Source organism: Streptomyces sp. NPDC051582, assembly GCF_040681715.1.
Classification (GTDB): domain Bacteria; phylum Actinomycetota; class Actinomycetes; order Streptomycetales; family Streptomycetaceae; genus Streptomyces.
This window is the reverse complement of sequence record NZ_JBFAZJ010000002.1, coordinates 507,754-525,068: the sequence shown is the minus strand read 5'-3', so window position 1 is coordinate 525,068 and position 17,315 is coordinate 507,754. Positions and strand designations below refer to the sequence as shown.

Annotated in this window: 19 protein-coding genes and 1 rRNA gene; 10 read left to right on the top strand and 10 right to left on the bottom strand. The window is 71.0% G+C overall.

The window, feature by feature from the left end; genetic code table 11:
• Positions 1-141 precede the first annotated feature (141 nt).
• Both rrf and AB0M92_RS05580 read left to right on the top strand, forming a co-directional pair.
• Positions 142-259: ribosomal RNA gene (gene rrf, locus AB0M92_RS05585) — 5S ribosomal RNA — on the top strand.
• Between the two features lie 86 nt (positions 260-345).
• Positions 346-903: a GNAT family N-acetyltransferase gene (locus tag AB0M92_RS05580; RefSeq protein WP_366100779.1), complete on the top strand. Its 558-nt coding sequence runs from the start codon at positions 346-348 to the stop codon at positions 901-903.
• 9 nt (positions 904-912) lie between these two features.
• Here the strand turns inward: AB0M92_RS05580 and AB0M92_RS05575 are convergent, their stop codons facing one another.
• The 6 genes from AB0M92_RS05575 to AB0M92_RS05550 all read right to left on the bottom strand — a co-directional run bounded on the left by AB0M92_RS05575 (position 913) and on the right by AB0M92_RS05550 (position 8,066).
• Complete coding sequence (locus AB0M92_RS05575; RefSeq protein WP_366100778.1) at positions 913-2,529, bottom strand: type VI secretion protein; 1,617 nt, start codon at positions 2,527-2,529, stop codon at positions 913-915.
• Positions 2,530-3,948, bottom strand: a complete 1,419-nt coding sequence (locus tag AB0M92_RS05570; RefSeq protein ID WP_366100777.1) for an ATP-binding protein — start codon at positions 3,946-3,948, stop codon at positions 2,530-2,532.
• A gap of 19 nt (positions 3,949-3,967) precedes the next feature.
• Entirely contained in the window at positions 3,968-5,530 is a 1,563-nt protein-coding gene (locus AB0M92_RS05565) for an SCO6880 family protein (RefSeq protein ID WP_366100776.1), read from the bottom strand.
• Positions 5,527-6,825 (bottom strand): hypothetical protein, encoded by a 1,299-nt coding sequence (locus AB0M92_RS05560; RefSeq protein ID WP_366100775.1) that lies wholly within the window; start codon positions 6,823-6,825, stop codon positions 5,527-5,529. Before AB0M92_RS05560 ends, AB0M92_RS05565 begins: the two co-directional genes overlap by 4 nt.
• Before the next feature lie 10 nt (positions 6,826-6,835).
• Positions 6,836-7,678, bottom strand: coding sequence for a hypothetical protein (locus AB0M92_RS05555; protein WP_366100774.1), 843 nt, complete (start codon positions 7,676-7,678; stop codon positions 6,836-6,838).
• Between the two features lie 79 nt (positions 7,679-7,757).
• Complete coding sequence (locus AB0M92_RS05550; RefSeq protein ID WP_008742356.1) at positions 7,758-8,066, bottom strand: hypothetical protein; 309 nt, start codon at positions 8,064-8,066, stop codon at positions 7,758-7,760.
• Positions 8,067-8,469: 403 nt separating this feature from the next.
• On the opposite strand from AB0M92_RS05550, the gene AB0M92_RS05545 reads away from it, so the two are divergent.
• Positions 8,470-9,162, top strand: a complete 693-nt coding sequence (locus tag AB0M92_RS05545) for a hypothetical protein (protein ID WP_366100773.1) — start codon at positions 8,470-8,472, stop codon at positions 9,160-9,162.
• Positions 9,163-9,221: 59 nt separating this feature from the next.
• Here AB0M92_RS05545 and AB0M92_RS05540 read toward each other — a convergent pair whose 3' ends face one another.
• Positions 9,222-10,049 carry a pentapeptide repeat-containing protein gene (locus tag AB0M92_RS05540; RefSeq protein ID WP_366100772.1) on the bottom strand — a complete coding sequence of 276 codons (828 nt, stop codon included), beginning with the start codon at positions 10,047-10,049 and terminating at the stop codon, positions 9,222-9,224.
• A 68-nt stretch (positions 10,050-10,117) separates the two neighbouring features.
• Here AB0M92_RS05540 and AB0M92_RS05535 point away from each other — a divergent pair, with 68 nt between their 5' ends.
• From AB0M92_RS05535 to AB0M92_RS05525, 3 genes are all read left to right on the top strand, one after another.
• The gene (locus AB0M92_RS05535) at positions 10,118-10,924 is read left to right on the top strand and encodes a thioesterase family protein (protein WP_366100771.1); all 807 of its coding nucleotides are present in this window, start codon (positions 10,118-10,120) and stop codon (positions 10,922-10,924) included.
• A 229-nt stretch (positions 10,925-11,153) separates the two neighbouring features.
• Positions 11,154-12,164 carry a bifunctional lytic transglycosylase/C40 family peptidase gene (locus AB0M92_RS05530; protein ID WP_366100819.1) on the top strand — a complete coding sequence of 337 codons (1,011 nt, stop codon included), beginning with the start codon at positions 11,154-11,156 and terminating at the stop codon, positions 12,162-12,164.
• Between the two features lie 217 nt (positions 12,165-12,381).
• On the top strand, positions 12,382-13,098 hold the full coding sequence (locus AB0M92_RS05525) for a phosphatase PAP2 family protein (RefSeq protein WP_366100770.1): 717 nt from the start codon (positions 12,382-12,384) through the stop codon (positions 13,096-13,098).
• A 28-nt stretch (positions 13,099-13,126) separates the two neighbouring features.
• On the opposite strand, the gene AB0M92_RS05520 is transcribed toward AB0M92_RS05525, so the two are convergent.
• Together AB0M92_RS05520 and AB0M92_RS05515 are read right to left on the bottom strand one after the other, a co-directional pair.
• Complete coding sequence (locus tag AB0M92_RS05520; protein ID WP_366100769.1) at positions 13,127-13,360, bottom strand: hypothetical protein; 234 nt, start codon at positions 13,358-13,360, stop codon at positions 13,127-13,129.
• Between the two features lie 185 nt (positions 13,361-13,545).
• A complete protein-coding gene (locus AB0M92_RS05515; RefSeq protein ID WP_366100820.1) occupies positions 13,546-13,719 on the bottom strand; it encodes a hypothetical protein in 174 nt (57 codons plus the stop codon).
• Between the two features lie 177 nt (positions 13,720-13,896).
• On the opposite strand from AB0M92_RS05515, the gene AB0M92_RS05510 reads away from it, so the two are divergent.
• Together AB0M92_RS05510 and AB0M92_RS05505 are read left to right on the top strand one after the other, a co-directional pair.
• Complete coding sequence (locus AB0M92_RS05510; RefSeq protein ID WP_366100768.1) at positions 13,897-14,730, top strand: hypothetical protein; 834 nt, start codon at positions 13,897-13,899, stop codon at positions 14,728-14,730.
• 141 nt (positions 14,731-14,871) lie between these two features.
• Positions 14,872-15,024, top strand: a complete 153-nt coding sequence (locus tag AB0M92_RS05505) for a hypothetical protein (RefSeq protein ID WP_167352574.1) — start codon at positions 14,872-14,874, stop codon at positions 15,022-15,024.
• A 42-nt stretch (positions 15,025-15,066) separates the two neighbouring features.
• Here AB0M92_RS05505 and AB0M92_RS05500 read toward each other — a convergent pair whose 3' ends face one another.
• Positions 15,067-15,465: a metal-sensitive transcriptional regulator gene (locus tag AB0M92_RS05500; protein WP_366100767.1), complete on the bottom strand. Its 399-nt coding sequence runs from the start codon at positions 15,463-15,465 to the stop codon at positions 15,067-15,069.
• A gap of 162 nt (positions 15,466-15,627) precedes the next feature.
• On the opposite strand from AB0M92_RS05500, the gene AB0M92_RS05495 reads away from it, so the two are divergent.
• A complete protein-coding gene (locus AB0M92_RS05495) occupies positions 15,628-16,248 on the top strand; it encodes a DUF47 family protein (RefSeq protein WP_030858724.1) in 621 nt (206 codons plus the stop codon).
• 5 nt (positions 16,249-16,253) lie between these two features.
• The gene (locus tag AB0M92_RS05490; RefSeq protein ID WP_366100766.1) at positions 16,254-17,255 is read left to right on the top strand and encodes an inorganic phosphate transporter; all 1,002 of its coding nucleotides are present in this window, start codon (positions 16,254-16,256) and stop codon (positions 17,253-17,255) included.
• Positions 17,256-17,315 lie beyond the last annotated feature (60 nt).

The window sequence follows — 17,315 nt, the reverse complement described above, 5'->3', positions numbered from 1 at the left end:
CCAGATGTGGAAGCCCGGTAACGGGTGGAGCTGACTGGTACTAATAGGCCGAGGGCTTGTCCTCAGTTGCTCGCGTCCACTGTGTTAGTTCTGAAATAACGAACAGCTGTGTCGTCATCCAGTGTTCAAATTTCATAGTGTTTCGGTGGTCATAGCGTTAGGGAAACGCCCGGTTTACATTCCGAACCCGGAAGCTAAGCCTTTCAGCGCCGATGGTACTGCAGGGGGGACCCTGTGGGAGAGTAGGACGCCGCCGAACAATCATTGTGAAAAGCCCCGCACCGGGTATCCGGTACGGGGCTTTTTGCGTTTACGCGCATGCGGTCGTGTGGTTTGATCCGGGTTATGGATGATCAGTATGTGATGCGTGCGGTACGGGCGGACGAGTGGGAGAAGGTCAAGGAGCTGCGGATCGACGCGCTCAAGGACCCGGCTGCGCCGGTGGCTTTCCTGGAGACTCTGGACGAGGCCGAGTCCAGGACGGACGAGTTCTGGCAGGGCCGTGCGGAGGGGGCTTCGCACGGGCGCAACGCACGGCAGTTCGTGGCCGAGGCTCCGGACGGGAAATGGGTGGGGTCGGTGACCGTGCTCGTCGAGGAAGGCGGGATCGCCGACTTCTTCGAGCAGGTCGTCGAGCAGACCCAGGGCCACCTGGTGGGAGTGTTCGTACGCCCCGAGCAGCGGGGGAGCGGGCTGACCGAGCGCCTTTTCACCGCCGCGCTGGAGTGGGCCTGGTCGCTGGAGGGGCCGGCGCTGGAGCGCGTACGGCTCTTCGTGCACGAGGACAACGCGCGGGCCGCGGCCTTCTATCAGCGGTTCGGGTTCCGGGCGAGCGGGCACGTCGTGCCGCTGCTGGCGAGTCCGGGAGCCAAGGAGTTCGAGTACGTGCTGCCGAGGCCCTAGGGACACCCCCTAGTGCTGGAGTGCGGCCGCCTCCGGCCAGCGGGCGCGGGCCTGCTCGCGGCTGCGGCACAGGGCTAGCAGGGGGAGCAACTCCTCCTGGAGCAGCTCGGGGAGCTGGGGGATCGGGGCCACGGCCGCGACGTCCTCAAGGACCAGGGTGAGTGGTGGGTCGAGCCGGCCGTGGGATGACCGTGCGGCCATGCGGCGGCCGTGCTCGACCACGCTCGCGGCGAGTGCGGTGAGCAACGGCATCGCACCCGGGTGGGTACGGGGATCTTCCAGCGATTCGCCCACCAGGTAAAGGGTGCCCCCTTCGGCGACGAACGATGCCAAGGTCAGTGCATCTGTTCGGTTCGGATTGCAGGCCTCGCGGATGTGGATCGACGTGAGGCAGGAGAGGGCACGCGCCGTCAGGTGCTGTGCCTGCTCGCGGCGTTCGGGGTGGGCGGTGAGGGCGCTCTCCAGCTCGCCTGCGGCGCCGGGGGCGGCCTGGGGGTGCGTACGGAGGATGCGTACCGGGTCCTGCGCGCTGTTGCCCTGGGCCCAGCGGTGCAGCTGCTTGAACGGGCGGTCGTCGAGGGCCGCGGCTTGGAGCCAGCTGCGCAGGAGCGTTTCCGCCGTGTCGGCGATGGCCGCGTCCATACGGGCCTGGGGACGTACGGGGGCCAGCAGCGCGATCGCGCGGGCCGCGGCGGCTTCGCGGTCGGCGCAGGCGTCGGCCGGGTTCCAGTGCATGCGGGCCGGGGTGTCGCAGAGGTGCGAGGGGTCGTAGAGGAGGACCGGGCCGAGTTTGGCGCGGGCGTCCTTCGTCTCCGCCCAGAGGGCCGGGGAGGAGGTGACGACGAGGGCCGCTCCTTCTGCCGCGGCCAGGGCCTGGAGGGCGAGGGAGTGGCGTTCGGCCGGGCTGCCGTAGGCCATGTGGCCGGGGGCCCCGCTGTTGTCGTGGACGCCGGTGGTGTGGGGGACGCCGGTGGTGTGGGGGACGCCGGTGGTGTGGGGGGTTCCGTGCCCGGACTCGTACGGCGGCGCGGCTGAGCCGGACGGTGCGGCCGCCGGATGGGGCAGCGGGGCCGGGATGGGCGGCGGCGTGGTGGGGCGCGGCGGACCGGCCGGGGGCGGGACCAGGCCGGAGCCGCCCCCGGAGTGGTCGGGGACGCCGGCCTCGTACCCGCTGCCTCGCTGCGCAGGGGGGACCCCCGGCGCCTCGGACGCCGGTGGGTACGGGTACGGGGGCCGGGGCGGGGGCGAAGACGGGTGGGACGGCTCGGCCGGCTTCCTGCGGCGGGACCTCGTACGGGCGATGACGCCCATGACGAAGACCGTCAGGACGAACAGGATCAGGAGCTGGCTGATGAAGAGGCCCCAGAAGAGCCCCCAGCCCGAGAGGGCCTGGGGGTCGGTGTCCGGCCAGGCTCCCGGGACGTCGTGGGGTTGGGTTATCAGGGCGCGGACCGCGCCCGGGGTGTGGGAGAAGGTCACCGTGGACGGCCAGGCGCCCTTCGAGAAGAGCGCGGCCAGGCCCGTCGACGTCCAGACCAGGGCCGCCAGGCCCAGGAGGAAGGCGAGGAGGGCGATCAGGAGGGCGTCCGGGATGCCGCCCTGTTCCTTTCCCGTGCGTTCTCGCATTTACGCCACCGTCGTCGCCGAGCCCGGGCCGCCGTTGCGGTGGCGTTCCATCAGGAGGGCTCTTTCCTCCGCCTCCAGCTCGGCCGCCAGCAGGTCGTCGGGGAGCTGGGACGGGGACGAGGACTCCGTCATGGCGCGGTCCGTGTAGACGAGCGGGCGTTCCGCCTCCGTGATCAGGTGTTTGACCACCTGGACGTTGCCGTTGACGTCCCAGACCGCGATGCCGGGGGTGAGGGTGGGGATGATCTCCACCGCCCAGCGGGGCAGGCCGAGCACCCGGCCCGTCGCTCTGGCCTCGTCCGCCTTCTGGGCGTAGATCGTGCGGGTCGAGGCCATCTTGAGGATGGCCGCGGCCTCGCGGGCGGCCGCGCCGTCGACCACGTCGGAGAGGTGGTGGACGACGGCCACGAAGGACAGGCCGAGGCGCCGGCCGAACTTCAGGAGGCGCTGGAACAGCTGGGCGACGAAGGGGCTGTTGATGATGTGCCAGGCCTCTTCGACCAGGAAGATGCGCTTCTTGCGGTCCGGGCGGATCCAGGTGTGCTCCAGCCAGACGCCGACGATCGCCATCAGGATCGGCATGGCGATCGAGTTGCGGTCGATGTGCGAGAGGTCGAAGACGATGAGGGGGGCGTCGAGGTCGATGCCGACCGTCGTGGGGCCGTCGAACATGCCGCGGAGGTCGCCGTCGACCAGGCGGTCGATGACGAGGGCCACGTCGAGGCCCCAGGCCCGTACGTCGTCTATGTCGACGTTCATGGCCTCCGCGGATTCGGCCTCCGGGTGGCGGAGCTGTTCCACGATGTCCGTGAGGACCGGCTGGCGGTCGCGGATCGTGTCGACGACGTAGGCGTGCGCGACCTTGAGGGCGAAGCCGGAGCGTTCGTCGAGGCCGTGGCCCATGGCGACTTCGATGATGGTCCGGAGCAGCGCGAGCTGGCCGGTCGTGGTGATCGCCGGGTCGAGGGGGTTGAGGCGGATCCCGTCGTCGTTGGCGGCGATGGGGTCCAGGCGGATGGGGGTTATCCCCAGCTGCTGGGCGATGAGGTTCCACTCGCCGACTCCGTCTTCGCCCTGGGCGTCGAGGACGACGACCTGGCGGTCGCGGAAGCGGAGCTGGCGCAGGACGTAGGTCTTTTCGAGTGCCGACTTGCCGTTGCCGGACTCGCCGAGGACCAGCCAGTGCGGGGCCGGCAGCTGCTGGCCGTACAGCTGGAAGGGGTCGTAGATGTAGCCCTTGCCGCTGTAGACCTCGCGGCCGATGATGACACCGGAGTCGCCGAGTCCGGGGGCGGCGGTGGGCAGGTAGACGGCCTGCGCCTGCCCGGTGGAGGTGCGTACGGGCAGGCGCGTGGTCTCGACCTTGCCGAACAGGAAGCTGGTGAAGGCGTCCGTCAGAGCGGACATGGGATCTCGCATGGGCGGCACTTCCCTCCAGCTAGCGTCGGATGCCGGTGGCGAACGGCAGGGTGTTGACGAAGGCGCGGTGGTGCTCGCGGTCGCACCACTCCAGCTTCAGGTAGGACTTGCCCGCCGAGGCGCGGATGGTGCGCTTGTCGCGGGCGAGGGCCTCCGGGGATCGGGAGGACACCGTGATGTACCCGACCAGGTTGACTCCTGCCGCACCGCTGGCGAGATCTTCACCTCTTTGGTCGAGCCGGCCGTGGGCGGCGATGTCGCGGGGGTCGACGGTGCGGTTCATCTTGGCGGCGCGGCTGGCGTCGGCCTCGTCGTTGGTCTTCTCGGTGAGCATGCGCTCGATGGCCACCTCGGTGGGCTCCAGATCCATGGTGACGGCGACGGTGCGGATCACGTCGGGGGTGTGGACGAGGAGGGGCGCGAGGAAGTTGACGCCGACCGGGGTCATCGGCCATTCCTTCACCCAGGCCGTGGCGTGGCACCAGGGGGCGCGGGTGGAGGACTCGCGGGTCTTGGCCTGGAGGAAGGTGGGTTCGACCGCGTCGAGTTCGGCGGGCCAGGCGTTGCGCTTGGTCATGGCCTGGATGTGGTCGATGGGGTGGTCCGGGTCGTACATGGAGTGCACGAGGGAGGAGAGGCGGCCCTGGCCGAGGGGCTGGCGGACGCGGATGTCGGCTTCGGCGAGGCGGGCGCAGATGTCGGTGAGCTCGCGGGCCATGACGATGGCGAGGCCGGCGTCGCGGTCGAGCTTGCGGCCCTTGTGGGGGGTGCCGGCGCGGGCGATGGTGTGGGCCTCGGCGGCGAGTTCGCGCGTGTAGTGCATGCAGGCGACGAGGTACGCGCGGTGCTGCTCGGAGGAGGTGGAGACCATCGACTGGAGCTGGTCGTACGAGTCGCGCAGCCAGATGGGGGCGTTGGTGTCGCCGCGCTGGGCGACGTCCTTGGCGTGTGCGTCCGGGTCGGCGGGGAGCGTACGGGCGAGCATCTGGAGGCGGGTGACGAAGCCGTCGCCGTTGGCCACGTGCTTGAGGAGGGTGCCGAAGCGGTCGACGAGGGCTTCCTGGTCCTCGCTGTCGCGCAGGCCGACGCCGGGGCCCTCGATCTCGATGGCGGCGGTGACGGTCCTGCGGTCGGCGTGGAGGAGGACGGCGATCTCGTCGGGGCCGAAGGGGGCGGCGAGCCAGTTGATCCGGCCGATGCCGGGGGGCGGGCCGACCTCGACCTCGCGGCCGTCGGCGGCGCGGACGCCGGCTTCCATGGCGGAGGAGCGGTACGTCGTGCCGCGGCGCAGGGTGCGCTTGTAGCTGCGGTTGATCTCGAACCACTTGTAGAACGTGCGGCCCTTGTACGGGACGTACACGGCGGCGAGCGCGAGCATCGGGAACCCGGCGAGGCTGACGATGCGCAGGGTGAGGGCGGGGACGAGCAGGCCGCTCATCATGCCGAAGAACGCGCCGACGATGATCAGGGCGATCTCGCCGCTCTCGCGGTTCTTGCCGACGATCGCGTTCGGCCGGGCCCGGCCGATGAGATACGTGCGGCGGGGTGCGACCGGGTGCAGCTGGTGGGACTGGGTCGTCAACGCCCGTCACCTCCTGTGTTCCTCGTACTCGATCCGGAGCGGGGCGCGGGTGCGGCGGAGGGGACGGATCCGCCGCCTCCGCCGCCGGAGGTGGGGCGGCTGCTGTGGGCGGCCACTCCTCCGGAGAGGGGGTTGGCGGGGCGGGGGGCGCTGGAGCCGCCGCCGCCGTCGCCGCCGCGGTGGGCGCCGCGGCTGCTGTGGGTCTTGATGCCCTGGGATACGAGGGAGGCCGGGGAGCTGATGACGGCGGCGGCCTGGGCGCCGTCGGTGGCCTTGCTGCGGTTCGATCGGGCGGAGGCGATCTCGTCGCCGAAGCCGGGGACGAAGCGGTAGATCATCGCGGAGGCGAAGATCGCCAGGAGGATGATCGCGAGGCCGGAGACGACGGCGGAGAAGGCGTTGGGGCCCTTTTCGCCGGCGAGGGCGCCGGCGAGGCCGAGGACGATGACGATGACCGGCTTCACGAGGATGACGGCGATCATGATGCCGGCCCAGCGGCGGACGTGGCCCCAGAGGTTGCGGTCGACGAGCCCGGCGTAGACGACGACGCCGAGGAGGGCGCCTACGTAGAGGAGGGCGGCCCGGATGAAGAGTTCGAGGAAGAGGACGCCGGCGGCGAGGACGGTGACGAGGGAGACGACGATCAGCATGATCGGGCCGCCGCCGATGGAGTCGCCCTTCTTGAGGGCCTCGATGAAGGAGCCGAAGAAGACGTCGGTCTGGCCGCCGCTCGCCGATGCGATGACTTCTGTGACGCCGTCGGTGGCGGAGACGACGGTGTAGAGGATCAGCGGGGTGAAGGCGGAGGCGAGGACGGTGAGCCAGAGGAAGCCGACGGCTTCGGAGATGGCGGTGGTGAGGGGGACGCCGCGGATGGCGCGCTTGGCGACGGCGAAGAGCCAGAGGACCAGCGTGAGGATGGTGGAGGCGGCGAAGACGACGGCGTACTGCTTGAGGAAGGCGCCGTTGGTGAAGTCGACGTTGGCCGTGCCTTTGATCGCTTTGCTGAGCTCGGTGACGATCCAGGCCGCGGCGTCGGCGCAGCCCTTGGCCAGGGAGGCGAGGGGGTTGAGGGCGTCGGCGGGGTCGCTGGGCGCCAGGCCTGTGCGGGGGGCGCCTGTGGCGCCGTCGCCCCGCTCGCAGTAGTCCTTGGCCGGGCCTCGGATCAGGTCACAGGGGTCGTTGCTCGGCTTCGGGCTGGGCGCGCTCGGGTCGGGCGAGGGAGCGGCGACCGCGCGGGCGGAAAGGAGGACCGCAGTGGTCTGCAGGGTGGCTACGACGGCTGCGAAGGACATACCGCGACGGCTAGCGTGCATAGGTGAGCCCCCCGAACTGCGATACGGCGGCGGCCATCTCCTCGGCGGAGGCAGCTCTCTGGTCCCGGCCGACCGGGGCCGGGCCGTCCTTCTGCGTGAAGTCGGCGACGCGCCAGTCGCCGTTGGTCCAGCGGAGCTCGAAGGTGTTGGTGTACCAGCTCTCCGCGACCGGGTTCTTCGACCCCTCGCCCGCGAGACCGAACAGGGTCGAGTGCCAGACGGAGACGGTGGCGGCGTCGGTGGAGAACTTCTCCACCTTGGTCCCGACAGGGTTCGTACGGGAGATGAACTGGAGGCCCTTCGGGGCCTTGCCGGCGGAGTCGAGGCCGATGCGAGCCAAGAACTGCGCGTCCGTGTAGACGCTGTCGAGGTTGCTCTGGCGCGCGGCGGCCACGTCCGGCGCGTACACGGCCTGGACGATGGCCTTTCTGCGGACGCTGTCGAACATGCCGTCAGAGCCGAGTGCGACCGCGAAGTTGGCGGCGGCCGACTGTGCTCCTTGTTCGGTCTGCGCGAACCCGGTAGGGACGGTGCCGTTCTTGCCGTCCACCGGGCGGGTGCCTGTGGCTGTCGTGGAGGCGGGGGAGGGTGGGGTGTCCGCCGACGGGGGGGTCGGGGTGTCTCCCGACTGGTTGGCGAAGGCGATCGCCGCGATCAGGAGGACCACCACGCCGACCACCGTCACCAGGCTGCGCGAGGCGCGCGGGGTGCGGCGGGGGGTGCCGTACGGGTCGGACGGGGAGTCGGGGAGCCGGGTGCGGGTCTGGCCCGTGCCACCGATCTCGCCGTAGCCGCCGCCGGCGCCGCCGCCGTACTGGTCCTCGTTGCTCATCTCGTGTCCGCCCCCTCTGCGTCGTACGTCGGTGGTGTGGTGATTCCTCGTCAGGTCCGGCAGCCGGTGGGCGGCCCGGCTAGACGGCCATTCCGTAGACGATGGTGAAGAGGGTGCCGAGGGAGCCGATGATGAACACGCCGGTCAGGCCGGCGACGATCAGGCCCTTGCCCTGTTCGGCGCTGAAGGTGTCCCGCAGTGCGGTCGCGCCGATGCGCTGCTTGGCCGCGCCCCAGATGGCGATGCCGAGGCAGAGGAGGATCGCGACGGCCATGACCACCTCGATCATGACCTTCGCTTCATTGCCGAGACTGCCGAACGGCCCCCAGTTCGGGGCGATTCCGCCGATGATGGTGGTGATGTCGCCCTTTTCGGCTGCCAGGATCATGTAACTCACCGCCCCTGTATGGGTAGTTCCGCTGGCCCGTGCCGACGGCAGGGCTCACGTACTATCTTCGCTGATGAAACCGCCGTCGTACGTCGACTTGACGGCTCTCTTTACCCGATCTCCCGCCCTTTGACCCGTCTGTGCGCTCTGACCTGGGCGGGGGCGGCGGGTGTGCGGGAGAACATATGGTCACTCTGTGTATCACGGGGGGTGACCCCGGGCAATGATTGCCCTCTCGGCGTGCGGGGGGCCGCTCGGGTGGCCGCCGTTCGGCGCAGTGTGCGGGCGTGTCGTTGGGCCGAGTCGCTGACGTTGGTCCGACATTCCGTCAGTCGTTCCATTCTTCCGGCCGGTTGCGGGAGATGCTCCAGGCCGTTCGGTCGGACGATGCAAGGAGTGACGGATGGGTTCCGCAGTGAAGGTCGGTCGGCGGGCGTGGCTCGCCGGTGGGTTCGCGGTTCCGCTGGCGATCGCGCTGGTGGGCGCCTCGGTTCCGGCGATGGCCGCTCAGGGAGCGGGCGCGGCGGCCGAGGCGGGCTGGAGCAGCACCAAGTGTCCGGAGCCGGATGCGAGGACGCTGCCGGCCAAGGCTCCCGGCAAGGCGGCGAAGGCGGCCAAGGCCAAGAAGGCCGCCAAGCCCGCGAACCCGTGCGCCGGTCAGAAGGGTGACCGCGGGCCGCAGGGGCCCAAGGGCGACCGGGGTCAGAAGGGTGATCGCGGGCCGCAGGGGCCCAAGGGTGACCGCGGACCGAAGGGTGACCGGGGTCCGAACGGTCCGCACGGGCCCTGTGAGGACGTCGACACGGCGCTGGGGCTGAGCGACACGGAGTTCAGTGTCGTGCTGCACCGGGGCAGGACCACGCTGGGCGTGCGGGAGACGGCGCCGATCGGCTCGTACACCTGGAAGGACCTCACGACGCAGCTGAACCCGGGGCACCCGCGGAACGCGTGCGGGGTGTCGCTCACCGCGGTGGGCTTCACGGTCTACGTGAAGGTGCTGACGACCACGGGTGACGTGTTCGAGAACCAGTGCACGTACACGCCGACGGCGGCGCTGACCTGCCCGTCGGGCTGGACGGCCATCATCAGGCCGTAGGTCGGGGCCAAGGTCGGGGTCGGGGCCGAGACCGGGGCCGGTACCGGCCCCGGTGCGGGCTACGCGGTCCAGTGGGCGGGGCGGACCAAGGTCGGGGGGATCTTGGTCGCCGCGTCGCCCCGGGCCGCGTTCAGCTGGGGCTGGGTGAGGAACAGGGCCCCGCGCAGGTCCGCCCCGCGCAGGTCGGCGTCGCGGAAGTCGGCGCCGATCAGGTCCGCGAGGCGCAGGTCGGCGCCGCCGAGGTCGGCGGCGATGAGGTAGGCGCCGCGGAGGTTGGCGCCGCGCAGGTCCGCGCCGGCGAGGCGGGCGCCCATGAGGTCGGCGCCGCGGTGGTTCTTCTTGCGGGCCGGGGCCTTGGCGCGGGCCAGTTCGCTCGCCCGCAGGAGGAGCGTGTTGACGCTCCCGCGCAGGGCGCCGACGTCCAGGCCGGTCAGGGCGTCGGCTTCGGCCGCGGTCCACCGCGCGGTATCGGCCTGTGCGCGGCGCAGGTCCGCGTGGAGCGGGGCGGCGGCCGGGAGGGTGAGTGCCTCGGTGATGTAGAAGAGCAGCTCGTGCAGTTGCCGCATCACCGGGAAGACCTCGTACATCGCGGCGGCCGTGCCCGGGTGCGTGCGCCAGTCCCGGCCGCCGAAGGTCGTCTGGGAGACCTGCTGGCCCGCGCCGAAGCAGTCGAAGACGGTGCAGCCCTGGAAGCCCTTGTCGCGCAGCCGGGTGTGGATGCCGCAGCGGAAGTCTTCCTGAAGGTTCTTGCAGGGGGTTCCGGCGGCCTTGTTCACGGCGAAGTCGTTGGACTTGGCGAAGGGCAGGGCGACGCAGCAGAGTGCGAAGCAGTTCGCGCAGTCTGCTTGCAGGACGGGGAGTGCGGGGAGGGCGGGGGTGGCGGACACTCCTCCATTGTCCCCGGTCGGGGACGTGGGTCTGGCGGGGCGGGTTACCTGTGGGTAGCGTTCCGGCCATGGCGATCTCCGAGGCGTTCCACGAGGCGTTCTACGAGCGGGTCGATGCCGGGCGGTTCCTGGCCACCGAGTACACGCGCGGGCCCTGGGACCCGGGATCTCAGCACGCCGGTCCGCCGGCCGCGCTGCTCGGGCGGGCCGTGGAGGAGCGGGAGGGCGCCCGCGCCGACATGCGGATCGCGAGGATCACGTACGAGATCCTGCGGCCCGTGCCGATCGGCCCGCTGGAGGTCACGACCTCGGTGCTCCGGGCCGGCCGCAGCACCGAGGTGGTCGAGGCGGCCCTCGCGCCGGCCGGGGGCGCTCCGGTGATGCTCGCGCGGGCGCTGCGGATCAGGGTGGCGGGGGAGGCCGTGCCGGGCGTGGCGCCGGGGCCGCAGCTGCCGCCGCCCGGGGAGGTGGGGCCGACGCCGTTCTTCCCGGTGCCGTGGGAGACCGGCTACCACTCGGCGATGGAGACCCGGTTCACCGAGGGCGCGTTCGTTGCGCTGGGTCCGGGCACGTGCTGGATGCGCATGAAGGTGGCGCTCGTGGCCGGGGAGGAGACCAGGCCCCTGGACCGGGTGCTGGTCGCCGCCGATTCGGGCAACGGGATCAGCTCGGTGATGGACTTCGGCCGGTACGTGTTCGTCAACAGTGACCTGACCGTGCACCTGCACCGCCACCCGGTGGGGGAGTGGGCCTGCGTGGAGGCCCGTACGAGCGTGGACGCGGCCGGGATCGGGCTGGCGGACGCCCGGCTGCACGACGAGAAGGGGCCCATGGGGCGCAGCGCGCAGAGCCTGTTCGTCGCCCCGCGCTCCTGACGTCCGGCTGCCCGGAGGGTTTCGGTGGCGGGGTGCGCCCCGGTGTGCCCCCGGCCGGCGGCCGGGAGGACTGGACGCCGGTCTTCTGCCGCGCCGAGGATGGCCCTGTGACGTACGCGGGCACGCGCTTCCCTTGGCTTCCAAGTGGCGTAGTGGAGCGGGCGACACGAGCGAATCGCACGTGAAAGCGACGGGGATGGGGGAGTGTTGACGGGTGCGCAGATTCTGGATGGCAGGCGGGATCGGGGTCGGGGTCTGTCTGAGCTTCCTCGTGCTGATCGTGGTCGGTACGTACTCGGCCGCGGCGGGCCTCGCCGGAGCCGGGGCGGCCGGGGGCCGTGCGCTCGGGCTGGCCAAGGGGGCCGTGCCCGCCAAGTACCAGAACCTGGTGCAGAAGTGGGGCACCCTGTGCCCGGCCATGACTCCGGCGCTGCTCGCCGCCCAGCTGTACTCGGAGAGCGGCTGGAATCCGAGTGCCGTCAGCCCTGCCGACGCCCGCGGCATCGCGCAGTTCATCCCGGGCACCTGGGCCGGGCACGGCATCGACGGGGACGGTGACGGCGACCGGGACATCTGGGATCCCAACGATGCGATCCCCTCGGCGGCTTCGTACGACTGCGAGCTGGCCAAGGACGTGGCGGGTGTGCCCGGGGACGCGACGGGCAACATGCTCGCGGCGTACAACGCGGGGGCGTACGCGGTCATCAAGTACGGCGGGGTGCCGCCGTACAAGGAGACCCAGGGTTACGTGAAGGCCATCACGACCCTCGCGAAGAGCTTCGAGCGGCCCGTCGGGCGGGTGGCGCCCTCGCAGCAGGCGGCCGGGGCGATCTACTTCGCGCAGAAGCAGTTGGGGACCCCGTACCTGTGGGGCGGGAACGGAACGCCGGACCAGGACGGGCGGTTCGACTGCTCGGGGCTGACGAAGGCCGCGTACGAATCGGTGGGGATCGAGCTGCCGCGCGTGGCCAACGACCAGTACAACGCCGGTCCGCACCCCTCGCGCGATGAACTGCTCCCCGGGGACCTGGTGTTCTTCTCCGATGATCTGACGAACTCCCGGGCGATCCACCACGTCGGGCTCTACGTGGGCGGCGGATACATGATCAACGCCCCGTACACCGGCGCCGTGATCCGCTTCGACAAGATCGACACCCCGGACTACTTCGGGGCGACGCGTGTCACCAAGGACGGGGCCGCGGCCCTGCCGGACCGGGGCGCCGACGCCAAGTCTTCGTGACCGCGGCGACCTTGCCCACGCTGCGTCAACCCCAGGCCCTGAGCTGCGACGACGAGTCTCTCTTCGATAACGTTGCCGTGATCATTCGGTGGAGAGTGGAACGTGGTGTTCAGAACGGGCGTTCCATGGGCGCAGGCTTGATCACCGGGGGGGTTCAGGGGCGCACACCGGCGTGCGCCCGAGGGGAACCGAGCAAGGGCTAAGGGGCCGCATCGCCATGGCTGGACTCACGACCGGTGGGCCGAACGTGGACGTAAGCCTGCTGTACGACATCAACGGACTGGCGCGGCACGCGCCGGCCGGGGTCGACCGGGCCGTCGCCCTCGTCAGCTCGTACGGGATCCCGCTGGCCCTGGTGCTCCTCTTCCTGTGGTGCTGGCACGGCACGCGCCGGCAGGACGAGGCCACGGCCGCCGAGTCGTTCGCCGCGCTCGTGTGGGCCCCGCTCGCCGCCGCGCTCGTCCTCCTCGTGAACGTCCCGCTGCGGGCGTTCGTCGCCCGGCCGCGGCCGTCCGCCGCGCACCACGGCCTGGACGTGCTCGCCCCCTACTCCGGCTCCGGCGACTTCTCCTTCGTCAGCGGCCACGCCGGCCTCGCGATGGCGCTGGGCGTCGGCCTGTTCATCGCGAACCGGAAGCTCGGGCTCATCGGGATCGCACTGGCCCTCGTCGAGGGGCTCTGCCGGGTGTACCTCGGCGTCCACTACCCCACCGACGTCATCGGCGGCTTCGCGCTCGGCACCGCCGTCGTGCTGCTGGCCGCCCCGCTCGCGATGGCGCTGCTGACCCCGGTGGTGCGGGCGGTGGCCCGCTCCCCGCGCGCGGGCCGGCTGGTCCGCGCCAAGCGGCGCGCCCTGCCCCGCCCGGTGGACCTCGCGCAGCCGCAGACCCCGCCGCCGGGCTGCCGCCCGCACGAGAGCGACCTCGCGGCGTAGGGCCGAGGAGCGGGGCACGGATCGCGGGTCACGGGTCGCCGCCCTCCGTGCCCCGCCCCTGCGGGTCCTCTTCGCGGCGGTAGCGGGAGCGCAGCCACAGACCGGTGGCCGCGGCCGCGACGGTGGTGGCCCCGATGGCCAGGGCCACGTCGGCCGGACCGTCCGCCGAGCCCGTCGGGCGGGCCGAGGCCGCGGCGGCGGGCGTGAGCGTGAGGAGCAGGGCCCAGAGGAGGGCGGCGACGCGGGGTGCGGGTCCTGGCATGCATCCAGGGCATCCGCTCCCGGGTGCCCCGGCCAGCCGGGCCGTCCGAACGGGCGATCCGCCGTGCGTCCCGGCCGCACTGCCTCCCGGCTTCCTCGCTTCCGGACTCCCGGGGCACCGGACTTCCGGCACCCGTACTCCCGGACTCCCGGGCCCCGTACTCCCGGGCCCCGGACTCCCGGCACTCAGGCCGAGGTGTGCCGGTCCGCGTCCCTGCGGGCCAGATCGCGGGAGCGGCGGGCCGGGCCTCTCCAGCCGCAGGTGCACGAGGCGAGGCAGAAGGCGCCGCGTTCGGCGGTGCTCGTGGTGTGGCCGGTGGGTCCGGTGGGTGGCCGCTCCATGGGACGGGCGTGCGGCACGACGTCAAGCGGAGGGACAAGCGACGCTTTGCTGTGCGAATCCACATCACCAAGGTACCCGGAGCGTGCAACGGCCCGGGACCGCGGCGGCCCGTGACGGGAAACCCCGGACCTCGTTAACCGGAGCGGGTGGGGGCCTCGGGCAAGCAGCGGTCATGCGTTGGGGGTTGGCAGGCGATGGTGGTGCACCAGCACAGGCGGCGGCGCGGGCGTGCGGGTGAGGCGGTGCTCGCCCTGGGCATGGCCGCGACCCTGGCCGCGATGAGCGGGTGCGCGGGCGCGGACCGGGCCGACGCCCGTCCCCCCGCCGACCCGGCCGCGACCGTACGGGAAGCCGCCGACCGGCTGGCCGAGACCGGCAGCGCGCAGGCCCGTACGGCGATGGAGATGGCCACCGGCGGGACCCGGGTCACGATCCGCGGCGAGGGCGGGGTCGACTTCAAGAACCGGATGGGCCAGCTTCTGGTGATGCTCCCGGCCGACGCGGCCGGCAAGGACGAGCACCGTCCCATCACCGAGCTCCTCGTCCCCGGGGCCCTGTACATGAAGAACCGGGGCGCGGGCGTGCCCGACGACAAGTGGGTACGGGTCGACATCACGACCCTCGCCGACGGGAACCTCGTCACGGGCGGGGCCACCGATCCGCTGGCCGCGGCCGAGCTGTTGCGCGGCGTTCGGGAGGCGACGTACGTGGGTGAGACCGAGGTGGCGGGCACGAAGGTGCGGCACTACCGCGGGACCACCGACATCGGTCAGGCCGCGAAGCACGCCTCGCCGGCGGTGAAGGGGGCGCTGGAGGCGGCGGCGAAAGGGTTCAGCAAGGACGTCGTCCCGTTCGACGTCTACCTCGACGAGCAGGGGCGGCTGCGGAAGGTCCGGCACCGCTTCAGCTACGTCAACAATGGCGTGATCGATGTCTCCTCGACCACCCTGCTCTACGGGTTTGGGACGCCGGTGAAGGTCGTATTGCCCGCAAGCGGGGACATTTACGCCGGGAAGATCGCGCAATAGCCGGCCGGGCGGTGCCGGGGCGGCGCCATCGGGTCATGGCCCGGTATCCGGAAATGGTCCATCCGTGTCATGCGCACAGCGCCCCGGCCTCCCTACGCTGAGACGGCCCCTGACCGATGACGGCAGATCGAGGTGACACGCGTGACTCCCGCAGGCGGTTCGACGGTGCAGGATCACGTGGCTCTCGCCGAGATCGAGCTGTGCGGCGAGCTGATCATCGCGGCGTCCGCGGCGGACGAGGAGCGGCTCAGTCAGGACCGGATCGACGAGGTCCTGATGGGCCTCGGGTTGTAGCCGGCGCAGCCATTGCGGTGCTCGCGGCGGTCGCGTACCGGGTCAGGTGCGCAGCAGGCGTGCGATCGCCTTCGTCGCTTCCTCGACCTTGGCGTCGATCTCGTCCCCGCCCTTGACGGCCGCGTCGGCGACGCAGTGCCGCAGGTGCTCTTCGAGGAGCTGGAGCGCGAAGGACTGGAGGGCCTTGGTGCTCGCCGAGACCTGGGTGAGTATGTCGATGCAGTAGACGTCCTCGTCGACGAGCCGCTGCAGGCCGCGGATCTGGCCCTCGATGCGGCGCAGCCGCTTGAGGTGCTCGTCCTTCTGGTGGTGGTAGCCGTGCACCGCGCCGGTGCCGGTGGCGGTTCCCGTACCGGTGGCGACGTCGGCTCCGGAGCCCTCCGCCTCGATGGCAGTCATGCGTCCTCCCGTGGTCCGGATCGAGGGGTGCATACCCCTCATGGGTATAGGGTACTGGGCCCCGGACGGAGCGGCGGGGGCCCGTGGTCCCCACTCTGCCTGATGGAGGACACTGGGTAATCGCCCGGAACCGCCGGTTAGCCGTGGCCGGGGGTTGCGCCTAGCATCAGCCTGACCGAATCCAATGCACCCCGAGGACCTCACGTGCGATTTCGTCTGACCCCCAGGGAGACGAGCTTCTACGACATGTTCGCCGCATCCGCGGACAACATCGTCACGGGCTCGAAGCTCCTGATGGAACTGCTCGGAGCGGACTCCTCCGCCCGGGCCGAGATCGCGGAGCGGATGCGGGCAGCCGAGCACGCGGGGGACGACGCCACCCACGCGATCTTCCACCAGCTGAACTCCTCCTTCATCACGCCGTTCGACCGCGAGGACATCTACAACCTGGCCTCGTCGCTCGACGACATCATGGACTTCATGGAGGAGGCCGTCGACCTGGTCGTCCTGTACCAGGTGGAAGAGCTCCCCAAGGGCGTCGAGCAGCAGATCGAGGTACTGGCGCGGGCGGCCGAGCTGACCGCCGAGGCCATGCCGCACCTGCGGACGATGGACAACCTGACCGAGTACTGGATCGAGGTCAACCGCCTTGAGAACCAGGCCGACCAGATCCACCGCAAGCTGCTCGCGACGCTCTTCAACGGCAAGTACGACGCCATCGAGGTGCTGAAGCTCAAGCAGATCGTCGACGTGCTCGAAGAGGCGGCCGACGCGTTCGAGCACGTCGCGAACACGGTGGAGACCATCGCGGTCAAGGAGTCCTGAACCTCGTGGACACCTTCGCTCTGATCGTGACCATCGGTGTCGCGCTCGGTTTCACGTACACCAACGGGTTCCACGACTCGGCGAACGCGATCGCGACCTCGGTCTCGACCCGCGCGCTGACCCCGCGCGCCGCCCTCGCGATGGCCGCGGTGATGAACCTCGCCGGTGCCTTCCTGGGCAGCGGGGTCGCCAAGACGGTCAGTGAGGGCCTGATCGAAACGCCCCAGGGCAACCGGGGCATGTGGATCCTCTTCGCGGCGCTGGTCGGCGCGATCGTCTGGAACCTGATCACCTGGTACTTCGGCCTTCCTTCCTCTTCCTCGCACGCGCTGTTCGGCGGCATGGTCGGCGCGGCGCTGGCCGGTGGCACCGGCGTCATCTGGAGCGGGGTGATCGACAAGGTCGTCATCCCGATGTTCGTCTCGCCGGTCGTCGGTCTGGTCGTCGGTTACCTGGTGATGGTGGCCATCCTGTGGATGTTCCGCCGGTCCAACCCGCACAAGGCCAAGCACGGCTTCCGCATCGCGCAGACCGTGTCCGCGGCCGGCATGGCGCTCGGTCACGGCCTCCAGGACGCGCAGAAGACGATGGGCATCGTCGTGATGGCCCTGGTCATCGCCGATGTGCAGGCCGCCGACGCGCCGATTCCGATCTGGGTCAAGATCGTGTGCGCCGTGATGCTGTCGCTCGGTACGTACGCGGGCGGCTGGCGCATCATGCGGACCCTCGGCCGCAAGATCATCGAGCTGGACCCGCCGCAGGGCTTCGCCGCCGAGACCACCGGTGCCTCGATCATGTTCGGCTCGGCGTTCCTGTTCCACGCGCCGATCTCCACCACCCACGTGATCACCTCGGCGATCATGGGCGTGGGGGCGACCAAGCGGGTCAACGCGGTCCGCTGGGGCGTCGCCAAGAACATCGTGATGGGCTGGTTCATCACCATGCCGGCCGCGGCCCTGGTCGCCGCGCTCAGCTTCTGGGTCGTGGACCTGGCCTTCGTCGGATAGCCGGCGAAGACCGGCGTACGAACGAAAGCGGGCCGGCTCCCCCCACCCAGGGGGAGCCGG